Origin of the sequence: Oribacterium sp. NK2B42 (assembly GCF_000424445.1) — a bacterium.
In the GTDB taxonomy this organism is placed as follows: Bacteria; Bacillota; Clostridia; order Lachnospirales; family Lachnospiraceae; genus Oribacterium.
In genome coordinates, this window is record NZ_AUJX01000068.1 from 1 (window position 1) to 10,334 (window position 10,334).

At 38.5% G+C, this 10,334-nt stretch carries 5 protein-coding genes and 2 pseudogenes; 1 reads left to right on the plus strand and 6 read right to left on the minus strand.

Going from position 1 to position 10,334, the window contains the following annotated elements; genetic code table 11:
* From G625_RS21515 to G625_RS0113770, 6 genes and pseudogenes are all read right to left on the minus strand, one after another.
* On the minus strand, positions 1-4,823 hold a 4,823-nt coding region (locus G625_RS21515), incomplete at its 3' end, for a BspA family leucine-rich repeat surface protein (protein WP_156885139.1).
* A 182-nt stretch (positions 4,824-5,005) separates the two neighbouring features.
* On the minus strand, positions 5,006-5,443 hold the full coding sequence (locus tag G625_RS0113745; RefSeq protein WP_029201566.1) for a hypothetical protein: 438 nt from the start codon (positions 5,441-5,443) through the stop codon (positions 5,006-5,008).
* Positions 5,444-5,459: 16 nt separating this feature from the next.
* Positions 5,460-6,573: pseudogene (locus tag G625_RS22045) on the minus strand (transposase).
* Between the two features lie 171 nt (positions 6,574-6,744).
* Positions 6,745-7,878 (minus strand): acyltransferase family protein, encoded by a 1,134-nt coding sequence (locus G625_RS0113760; RefSeq protein WP_029201568.1) that lies wholly within the window; start codon positions 7,876-7,878, stop codon positions 6,745-6,747.
* 13 nt (positions 7,879-7,891) lie between these two features.
* Positions 7,892-8,728, minus strand: a complete 837-nt coding sequence (locus G625_RS0113765; RefSeq protein WP_029201569.1) for a 3-hydroxyacyl-CoA dehydrogenase family protein — start codon at positions 8,726-8,728, stop codon at positions 7,892-7,894.
* Positions 8,729-8,769: 41 nt separating this feature from the next.
* Positions 8,770-9,792, minus strand: a complete 1,023-nt coding sequence (locus tag G625_RS0113770; RefSeq protein WP_029201570.1) for an acyltransferase family protein — start codon at positions 9,790-9,792, stop codon at positions 8,770-8,772.
* 192 nt (positions 9,793-9,984) lie between these two features.
* Between G625_RS0113770 and G625_RS20065 the strand changes: the two are divergent.
* Positions 9,985-10,334: pseudogene (locus G625_RS20065) on the plus strand (hypothetical protein); the annotation flags it as partial.

A 10,334-nucleotide genomic window follows, 5' to 3' on the forward strand; every position in this document is an offset into this window, starting at 1 on the left:
CGTACTGCCATTCCGTCATAGTTCGCCTTCATCTTCAGGGTGAGGCTGCTGTTTCCGTTTACAGATACGGCTGTCTTCTTCCACACTGTCGTTCCGGCATACTTGAATTCCCAGTCATAGCTTAGTCCTTCTCCTTCTGCCACTACTCTCCATGTTACATTGCTGCCTATCTCTGCTGTCGCATCCTGCGGCTGTTCTGTGATCTTTAATTCTACAGAAGGAACTACACTACCATCTGTAAGATAACCTGGGTTTTCCGAACCGCCATCGATATGAGCATACTCTACATCTGTATATCCTGAATCATATTTGGTTCCGGCCCCACCAACAAGACTTGTAGAGTATGTAAACATCTGATTAGAAAGTTGGACTGCATTTGTCGTCCAGTTTTCTGACACAAGAATGGTTGAAAGGTTACCACAATTTTGGAACATGCTGCCCATGTCCGTAACTATTGACGTATCAAAGCTGCTCAAATCAAGTGTAGTCAATCCGCTACATAGTCTGAACATACCAGCCATGAATTTTACATTCGAGGTGTTAAAACCGCTCAAATCAAGAGCAGTTAATCCACTGCAATAATTAAACATATAACTCATGTTCGTTACATTTGATGTGTCGAATTTGCTCACATTCAAACTCGTCAACGTGCTACAGCCATCGAACATGTCACTCATGTCCTCTACATTCGAAGTGTCAAAATTGCTCACATCCAGACTCGTCAAACCGGTGCACCAGCAGAACATATCGCGCATATTCTTTACATTAGATGTGTTAAAACTGCTCACATCCAGACTTGCTAAACCGGTGCAATTACTGAACATGCCACCCATATCCTTTACGTTCGAGGTGTCAAGGCCACTCAGATTAATTTTTTTTGCTTTACTCAGATCAGAAAACCAGTAGCTCGTGTATAGGGGAATGACTGGATCTTTATCCTCTCCCACAACAACAGAGTTAATTCTGCTTCTTTTCGAATACCAAGGTGCATTAGTATTCCAGTCAAACAATGCATCTCCTGCGAAGCTGCCGCCGGTATATTCATCCGAAAGCACGGACGCACTGATCCTGAGTTCCCCGTCCGAATTTATGCCCCAGTAGATGGTTTCTGTAATGCCACCCTGCTGAGTATTGAGAATCACAATGCCATATGAATCAAATTCATATTGAACTTCATCGATTGTTTTCGTCTGATCAATTATCTTTTTACCTGTTTCCGGATCAAAATATACCTTGATTTCCGAATAATCTTTATACCTTTGGGCATTCAAGGTACCTTTATATGTATGCCATCCTGTTACCATGGCACCTTCCGGTTCTTCTCCAGTCTGATTAAAATAGTATGATGCAGACAATATTGGATCTTCTGTATCATTGATTTCCTCAAGATCAGCTGAAACATAACCGCGGAGCATTTTACAATCATCGCCAAAAGCAAACCGATTGCCATTAATAGTTTTAATAGTATTATGAATCAAGGTGCCATCCTGATCAGGCCAATACCAGTCATTGTCAACACTGAACCATTTTTGAACAAGCATTCGCCCATCCTGATCCATGTAGTAGGTGTTATCACCATCATGTACAAAATCACTGACAACCATGATACCATCAGAACCAAGATAGCTACTATAGCCATCCTTATCCTGCCACTGGTTTGTCACATATTCGTCATTATTGTAATATCTCCATCCGTCGGCTGTTTCAACCCATCCATTAAGTGATTTACCACTTGTAGAGCCACCATTTGCAGCACTACCTTTTGTAAAATAACCCGGATTTTCCGAGCCGCCATCAATATGAGCATACTCTACATCAGTGTGCTTTATATCGTATTTGGTTCCGGCCCCGCCAACAAGGCTTGTGCAGTATGAAAAGAGCTGATTACCATATTGAACTGCATTTGTCGTCGTCCAGCTTTCTGATACAACTATAGATGAAAGGTTCCAGCAACTTTTGAACATGGCAGTCATGTGCGTGACTTTTGACGTATCAAAGCTGCTCAAATCCAAGGTAGTTAAGCTGCTGCAGTTATAAAACATGGTATCCATGCGCGTAACTTTTGACGTATCAAAGTTGCTCAAATCCAGCGCAGCCAAATTACTACAGCCCTTAAACATGCTACTCATTCCCTCAACATTCGAGGTTTTAAATCCGCTAACATCCAGACTCGTTAATCCGCTACAACCATCAAACATACAATTCATGTACCTTACGTTTGAAGTGTCAAATCCGCTAACATCCAAACTCGTTAATCCACTGCAACCCTGAAACATAAGACCAATGCCATATACATTTGATGTGTCAAATCCGCTAACATCCAGTTTCGTTAACCCGCTGCAGCCACTGAACATACTGCTCATGATCTCTGCGTTGGACGTGTCGAATTTGCTCACATCCAAACTCGTCAAACTGCTGCAACCATTGAACATGTCATCCATCGATGATACATTTGACGTATCAAAGCCACTCACGTCAAGTTTTGTCAAACCGCTGCAGCCACTGAACATACTGCTCATGATCTCTGCGTTGGACGTGTCGAATTTGCTCACATCAATACTCTTCAAACCGCTGCAGCCATAGAACATCCCGGCAATGCACGTCGCATTAGACGTGTCAATACTGCTCACATCCAACTCCGTCAATCCGGTACAGTTTTTGAACATGTAATCCATTTGCTTTACATTCGAAGTGTCAAGGCCGTTCAGATCTATTTTTGTCACATTACTCAAATCAGAAAACCAGTATTCCGTGTATTCGGGAATGACGAGATTATTATCCTCTCCCACTACAACCGAGTAGATTTTGCTCCTTTCCGAATACCAAGGCGAGTACCAGCTAAACCATGTGTCTCCTGCAAAGTTGCCGCCGGTATATTCCTCCGGAAGCGCGGACGCGCTGATCCTAAGTTCCCCCTCCTCATTGATGCCCCAGTAGATGGTTTCTGTAATGCCTCCTCCCGTAAGTACTTGTTCCGTAACTTGCGAAACTACATAATCACTAGTTGCCAATGTCAACTCTTCAGAACTATAATTTGATAATGTCTCTTCTGAGTATAAATAATCTATATATCCATTTATATTATTTACAAAAAACCTATAGCAATTTGCATCAGAGGTTTTTGTTGCACCTTTAAGGAACAGCAGATCCGGGTATCCAGACATACCTTCATCCATGTTTGTTACATCTACAAGATAGTTTGCTCCACCTTTCATATGAACGATGTTCCACATATGTCTGCCACTCGTAGTGCCATTTACTATATAGCAATCAAAATCTTCATAATCAAACTGTGATTTATCGCAGAGATACTTAAAGGCTTTTGCATATCCCTCACAAACAACCTTAGTGTTTTCATTTCCATCAAATACGTTTACAATCTGCCAGGGATCCCCGTAAGTATCATCCGTCAAAGCATCGTAATTGTAATCCACCAGATTACATATTGAATCCTTGAAATATTCCAGTTTTCCGTAATCTGAAAGTCCCTCTGCATTGTCAATTATATAATTTGCATTTTCGACCGCTGTTTTTGCAGCACCTGTTTTTGCTGTATCAACTTCAAGATACATCTGTTCTGAATATACATTCTGAAGTTCTGCACCTTCCGGTATATAATCTTCTGATGCAGCAAACCACATTTTTAGAACCGAATCTGAATTTATCTCAATTCTGTTCCTATACCATGAAACATTAAAAATGGAAGTACAGCCGGATTTCTTATCATACCAATATAATTCATAAGGACAATCCAATCGAATTGCATTGAGTAGTGCTGAACTGTCATAACCAATCTTCTCATAAAATGCATTTTCAGCCTCTGTAGTAATTGAACCATTTTCAACAAAGCTCTCTAAACCTAATTCTTCCGCAGTATACTCGTATTGATCAAACAACTCATATAAAGGGATTTCAATTAACGTCGAGCTTTCTTCTCCATTAGCAATTTGCGTAATCTTTTCCTTTAACAATGGATAAATATCTTTATTAATTCCGGTTAATTTACTGCTTCGCGGTGCCTTGAATAAACGTTTTCCCGTTCCAGATGTCCCAAATAAACTATCAACATACTGTTTAAATAGTTCATCACTATCATCGAGATCACTAAACACCACTTTCTCTGCATCTAACTCATATTCGATATCATCAATTGAAGCATCAATCGGATAAGCTGTTGTTACAGGATCAATTTGCATTATCTCTTCTAATGCTGCAGCGGTGGTTTCCGATTCTTCGAAAATCACTACTTCTTCTGTTTCAACTAATGTTTCTTCGTCATCAAGCACTAATTCTGAATCTTCTTCGCCACCTGTTGCATCCGATGGGATTAAATCATCGCTATTAATCTCGGTATCTTCACCCTCTACTATTTCTTCTCTTGATGATGATTCAGACTCGTTTACCTTACTGTTAACATTCGAATCATGGTCTTGTTCACCCGAATAAGTATTTTCAGATGACTCATTTTCGTTTACTTCACTATAGTCATCTGTATCATCAACACGCTCTTCATCCTCGCTTAATGAATCATCAGTATTATCCTCACCCGATTCCTCATTATCTTGAGGAAGATCATGCTCTTCATCCTCGCCTAATGAATCATCAGTATTATCCTTTCCCGATTCCTCATTATCTTGAGGAAAATCATTTTCTTCATAGTTGTCCTCAACGTTTTTTTCTTTGGTGTCATCAACCTCCGAATATAACTCAACAACTTCACTGCTTCCATTATTTTCATTTGCCAATGCAGGAATAACTGCATTGTTAAGAATAAATGAAAGTGAAAGCAAGAATACAAGTATCTGTTTTTTTGTTTTTCTCATAACCTAAACCTTTTAACCCTCTCCTCTACAAATCATTAAAATAACCTGTTTAATTGATAAAACAACTAGATTTCTCAGTTGATAAATACATATTGGTAATACCTGTTTAACTAAAATGCATATCTGTCTCCTCGTTCTTCCATTTTTTATGGTACTCGGTTCAAACCTTGTGTGTAGAAACACTACTTCCTTCGTTTTAGCATAGAAATAAACACCTGGCTCGCAACAATCATATCTTTTCTGTAAAATATCGAGGCAGATAAAAGAACTATCACGAAACAAAATGCACCAACCAAAACAGAATAACCAACCCATGATAACCATGAATCAATGTTTATGCCAACAAAAGTACGACAAAGGACAACCGCTAAAGCCATGTTAAACAAAGTCCATAAAATTTTCAAGATAAATACATAGCTTCCTCGTTGAATAACATGCTTTTCTATATAAATCGCATATTGGGAAGTACGAAACAGATTGGCTGCCAGTGTGCCAATCGCTACCCCTACCATTTTAAACTCCCAAACAGGAATTATAATAACCAAAGCAACAGACAGAATGAGATTTAATATCGCCTCCATGACTGCAGCAGCTTTTGTTTCATGATAGTGTATGCTCATTAACCGCCTGATTTTTTCAAACGGCTACCTCATAAAAATACTTGAACCTTGAAAATATCAAAATCAATTTTTGGAACAAAGAAAGCCTCAGGAGGCAATCTAAGTTCATGGATATGATCGACAGGGCTATAGAGCTTCGACTTGTTTCTTCAAGCTTGGTCATGATTAATCCAAGACCATGACTATGTTTTGATAATGCAAATTTTCGCTCTACCTCAATTCTGTCAACGCTATCCACGTACTCTGTACGTTTATCGATTGAAACATTCTTCCCTGGTCTTCCTAAAGCCGGGCCTGAACAGTGTGAACATTGTTTTTATACATGTATTCCTGCTGTTCATACACTTTATAAATGACCGCTATTCTTTCCATCTGGTGCTTGTCAGGATAGTAGCCATAACTCATGAACCAGTCAATGTAATTCCTGTCACGCCTGATGTATTGGAGTTGTTTCTTGATTGCCTTACGTATTTTCTTGGAAGATCGTTTTTTACATTTAGCCAGGGCTAGGTAATCTTTTCTCGCATTATTTTTGTACATGCGAGGTTTTAAAATGTTGTACTCGTAACAGACAGATGAAATAATTGCTTCAAGGTTTTCTCTTGCTTCATTTAACAAGTTAATGTCCTGAGGAAATGCAATGTTCTGCGGAGCACATGTTGCATCAATTATCAGCGTGCCTTTACCACTTGATGAATCATCGCTATGATCATTTCGTCTTCATCATTTTTGTTGTAATCGATGATTAATTCATTGATCTCTGCGAGCTTTTCATCAGTGATCCTTTTGCGAAATTCCACCATCAAAGATGGTGCAAATGGTTTGTCCAATTGAAATCCAGGCAATCCAATAAAATACTGGTAATACGGATTCTCTTGGATCTGCTCGACGAGTTCTCTGTCAGAAAAGCCAAACTTTTTTTGAATCAGGAGAGCCCCCAGTGCCATACGTAGTGGTTTTGCAGGCATTCCACAATCAGAAGGAAACAGATCTGCATACACAGCTTCTATTTCATCCCAGGGAATCATAGCAGCTTTTTTTATCCATTTATTCTCTGGATCAAGTTTTAGACCCATTGGCTGATTGAAATCTCCGAGACTAAACTGATGATTTTGATTTTTCTTATACATGGGATTCTCCGCGAAAAGTGCAAGGTTTTTGAGAAATTATGATGTAATTCCTTGCATCAATTATCTCACGTATAGGCAAAAAAGTCAGCAATTTCAAGGCATTTTAGTTCTTGAGCATACACTATCTAGGATCAGATTTACAGGTTGTATTGTTCTAATTCACTTATCATCTCATTGTTTTAAATCATTCCATTCGTATAGATTGTCTATACAAATCTCCAACTTCTGAATCCATGGCATTTTTTCATAAAGATAATCATCAAATATTTTTTTGCGAACAACCTCCACTATGGAACAAGCCAAATAAACCATGACTGGGCCAAGCATAATAAGAAAAATATACATATACGTTTTGGTATATAGATAATTCGCACAGAATATTCCTTTCCATATTATTGCTCTAAATGCATAATTGTAGTGCCATAGATATACACCGAAAGCATTACTTGCTATGAGGTTAATCGTTTTATTCGGTTTTATTGTTGTTTCTTTCAATGCATAAAACGCGCAAATTGCTCCAAACAATTGAAAGATAGTTCGAAGTCTTATTCTGCGTACTAAAGCTGCATATAAGCCACCGCCATCACTCGTAAAGATAGTAAGTCCGAATAGTTTATCCGGTAGGGCAAACTTACATAAAATTAATATTGAGACGAATAGCGAATATAAAAATAGACCGCTTCTATAATGCTTCCTAAGCCAGTTTTCCGGTTCACGTTTCAGATATGAAACAATAAAAAAGCAAGCGATAAAATCACAAAGGTCTCCTGCTAAATCCTTCGATACAATTGCTCTAACAGGCCTTGCCAGAATTAAAACAGCACAAATGACCTTTATTTTTTTATTATCTAATTTCAAATCAACCATCTGGAGTACAGGCAATAACATGGTAAAGACAACAATTGTTGTGACGAACCAATATTGGGTATCGAATGGTGTAATCAGTTCTCGGATAATATATACTTTATTTATTGTTTTCATTTTGAAAACCAGTGCTATTAGTATACACAGGATACAAGTTGTCCATGTCTGCCAAAGCATCTTGGTAACTCTTTTTGCCTTGAAACTCACTCTGCCTGTTGAAAACCAGCATGTAAGAATGATAAACAAATAGGTTCCTACATTTCCAAACATGATAGCTATCATAGCTACAATATAATTAAACGTTGCTGGTTGATTGATAAATCCATAGTCACCTATAGTAAACTTGACACAATGTGAGGCCATAATAAGGATCATCGCAATAATTCTGATCAACTCATATCTAGAATCTCTGAGCTTTTCTTGTCTGACCATATTATTCATGAATTATGCTCCTTTAATACTTATAGAAACCCTCTCCCGTTTTACGGCCGAGCCTCTTTTCCCTTACCATTCTTTTGAGCATAGGCTGCGGAAGATAACGATTATCCCCACTCTCTTTCAACATCACGTTTAAAATCGCAAGGACAACATCAAGGCCAATCAGATCTCCCAACGCTAATGGTCCCATCGGATGATTCGCACCCAATTTCATCGCCGTGTCAATATCCTCAACACTTGCCACACCTTCTGCGTAAATGCTGATTGCTTCATTGATCATAGGAATCAGTACACGATTTACAACAAACCCTGGTGCCTCATGTACAAGAATAGGTGTTTTTCCTATTTCAAGTGCCATTTTCATAACAAAATCCACAATTTCATGAGGTGTTCCATCTGAGGCAACCACTTCAACCAGCTTCATCACAGACGCAGGGTTAAAAAAATGCATACCAACCAAAGGGCGCGACAAACCTTCCCCAATAATATTTATCGGCAAGGATGAGGTGTTGGTAGTAAAAACAGTATGCTCATTACAGATTTGATCGAGTTCCCGAAAAATCTCTTTCTTAATATCCAATTTTTCCGCGACAGCTTCCACCAGTATATCTGCATTTTCTGCAAGCATCTTATTTCCCGTCTCAATTTTACTAAGCCATTTATTAGCTTGTTCACTGCTGATTTTCTCTTTTACTACAAGTTTGTTAAGAACCTGATCAATTTTATCTTTGCCATTGCTTTTTGAGGATTCTCTCCCTTTGCAAAGATATACTTTCTCAATCATATCACACTGGGCAAATACCTGAGCAATTGATGGGCCTAATGTTCCTGTTCCAATAACCGCAACTTTCAATTTTTCTTCTCCTTTTAAAAATTATATTGATTTGTTTATTCCTAAAGATAAGCTGTCTGCTCTTTTTTAACAAAACATCTTGTGACTACATCCATAAATCGTTGAAAATTGCTAGACACATATTGACTGCTTAATAATACGCAAAGTGTAACGGTAATGATAACTGAAAAAAGCAGGAACTCAAGTTCTCTCATTGATGATAAGACTTGTGTTTTTCTTAATACCTTCTCTCCTGTTTTAATAATAAAAGGATGCAAAATATAGAGTGGCATGGTATTTCTTCCAAAGGACGTCAGAAAACATTCTTTATCAGGAATAAGAATGATCAGACAAATGGTTACACTAAAACCTATTAAATATCCCAAAGAGCGAAGGAGAACACCATGAATATTAGACATACCAAAGTATGCATACCCGTCCCGATTATATGCAAATTTCACCATCGGCAATCCCTTCTGCCAAAGACTTATGACAAGCAGGAAAATACTAAGTATAACACCTGCAGCGAGAATCTTCTTCACAAATGTGTTTCCTAATTTGGGGATTAATTCTTTATCTGTATAGTAACCGGCCAAAAAATATGGGAAAAAGCATATGGTTCTGGATATCGATAACATCTGACCTGCCGGAGTAAAACCGCAAATCAATGACCATACAATAGAAAACAGAAACTGAAATCTTATTTTTGAAATAGGTTTAACCATGAGTCTCCAACAAAACAAGCTCAGAAGGTACCATGTATGGTAACTTGAATCAAACACTTGTTTAAGTGCACGGTTAAATATAGCCCAATATAGAAGATGAAAGATCATATAAGGCAAAAACAAATTCGAAACTAATTTCTCAATCTGTCCCTCATACGTCATTTTTTTTGTGGCGAACATACCGGAAACAAATACAAAGGCAGGCATAGTAAATGATTCAATAATGCTTTCAATCATTAAACAAACTGGAAATTCATTGTTTCGAATAAACTTTCTTGACAGCATCACATGAACAAGCACCACAAGAATAATAAGAAGTCCTTTCAGATTGTCATATCGACTAATTCGTTTCTGGTTCATATCTATTTGCCCCCCCCTTATCTGTATAGGCTCTCGGAATCTTTAGCCTAGATTCCAAGGGCTTTTTCTTTTGTTCCATTTCTCAAATCCCCCCATTTTTTCAAAAAATACCAAATATAGGACTTGACAAATCCTCACAAATCTGCGGCCGCTTCGCGGCGCCGGATAATTCTCGATCGGAGGTGTTTGTTCATGTGCAAGCCTATTAACCTCGGCGGTCATGCCGCCTATCAGGCAAAGATGATATCTTTGCTAAAGCAATACTATCCTGATGCTTTCACTCGTTTTGGTCCTTCCTTGTGGGCAGTCATTGGGAAATTCTACTCAATGGACCTCTCCAAAATAGATGCGATCATGTATGACCGCTATTCCCTGTTTGGTCCGGTTCCAAGGCTTCCCTCAGACATGATCCGCTCTATGATGGTTTCTTTGGTCATGCATAAGACCAGCTATACCACTTGGAGCGAAGAACTTAAAACCAATCATCTTGCTGCCATACTTAGCGGTTTCCATCCTGATGATACTCCGGGTGTGGGCACCTT

What these genes read in the sequence shown, in the direction of transcription:
- G625_RS0113745 (WP_029201566.1), bottom strand. Translation starts at nt 5,443, where the DNA reads ATGAGCATACACTATCATGAAACAAAAGCTGCTGCAGTCATGGAGGCG.
- G625_RS0113770 (WP_029201570.1), bottom strand. Translation starts at nt 9,792, where the DNA reads ATGAACCAGAAACGAATTAGTCGATATGACAATCTGAAAGGACTTCTT.
- G625_RS0113760 (WP_029201568.1), bottom strand. Translation starts at nt 7,878, where the DNA reads ATGAATAATATGGTCAGACAAGAAAAGCTCAGAGATTCTAGATATGAG.